Here is a 1,506-nt window from a genome sequence, read left to right on the forward strand (position 1 = left end):
TGGCCCTCCTTGCCGGCCCCGATCAGGGTGCGGCCACGCACCGCACCGGCGCCGTCGGTGGCGACGATCATGCCGCTGACCTGCTTCTCCACCGGCAGCTTGTCGTACGCGGCGGTGACCGTCACGGTGGCGGTGCCGCCGGCCGGCACGGTGACCCGGTCGGCGGAGAGCGCGAACAGACCGGTCGGCGCGGTGGCCGCGTCGAGGGCCAGCTTGAGCGCGACCGGCGTGCCGCCGACATTGGTGTAGGTGACGGTGCGGTCGACGGTCATGCCCGGCTGCTGCGGCCACGCCTGGAAGCCGGAGTACGCGCTCGGGGTGGCGAAGACGGTGGCGTGCGCGGCGGCCACCGCGTCGACCCGACCGGCACCCGCCTGGTACGGGGTGTACCCGGGGGTGGCCTTGACCGTGCTGACCAGCGCTTCCTTGATGCGCTGACCGGTCCAGTCCGGGTGCGCGGCGGCGACCAGCGCGGCCGTGCCGGCCACGTGTGGGGTGGCCATCGACGTGCCGCTCATCAGCGTGTAGTCACCGGAGCCGCCCCGCACCAAATGCGAGCGGGCGGCCAGGATGTCCACGCCAGGGGCGGTGATCTCGGGCTTGAGCCCGCCGTCGCCGGCGCGTGGGCCCTGGCTGGAGAAGTCGGCGAGGTGGTCGGTGGCGTCGACGGCGCCGACGGTGAGCGCCGAGTTCGCGGCACCCGGGCTGCCGATCGTGGCCGGGCCGCTGTTGCCGGCGGCGATCACGAAGAGGGCGCCGGTCTCGGCGCTGAGCCGGTCGACCGCCTGGCTCATCGGGTCGCTGCCGTCGGTGGACTCGCCACCCAGGCTCATGCTGACCACCCGGGCCTTCTGCTCCCGGGCCGCCCACTCCATGCCGGCGATGATCCAGGAATCCTGCCCGCTGCCCTCGCTGTTGAGCACCTTGCCGATGTGCAGCCGGGCACCGGGGGCAACACCCCGCTCGGCGCCACCGGACGCGGCGCCGGTGCCGGCGATCGTCGAGGCGACGTGCGTGCCGTGGCCCTTGTAGTCGAGGATGTCGGGCTCCGACGGCACGAAGCTGCTGGACTCGGCGATCTGGCCGAGGAGGTCCGGGTGTTCGGCGTCCGCCCCCGAGTCGAGCACCGCGACGTCGACACCGGCGGCGGTGTTGCCCTCGGCCCACAGCGTCGGCGCGCCGATCTGCGCGGTGGACTCGGCCAGGTCGGCGTGCACCCGGCCGTCCAACCAGACCTTCGCGATGCCGTTGGCCAGGGTCGGGGCGTCGCCCGTACGTCGGGTCGAGCCGGCGGTGAGCGCGGTCCAGAACCGGTCGGCGGTGGCGCGTTGGCGGGTCAGCGCCGCTCCCTGCACGCTGTCCAACGGTCGGACCAGCTCGGCGCCGTCCAGTGCGGGCCGGGTGCGGTTGCGGGCCGCCGCGTCGGTCATCGTGACGATCAGCGGGAGCGCGTCGGTGTGCGCGTCGTCGTAGCCGTCGGCGATGAGGTCGGTGACGTTGAACAGT

The 1,506-nt window shown here is 73.8% G+C and carries 1 protein-coding gene; it reads right to left on the reverse strand.

Translation table 11 applies throughout. The features are described from left to right. Nucleotides 1-1,506 (reverse strand): S8 family serine peptidase (locus KBX53_RS32625; protein ID WP_210863710.1); only part of this gene is annotated, 1,506 nt, incomplete at both ends.

This window comes from Micromonospora sp. M51 (assembly GCF_018070305.1).
Classification (GTDB): Bacteria; Actinomycetota; Actinomycetes; order Mycobacteriales; family Micromonosporaceae; genus Micromonospora; species Micromonospora parva.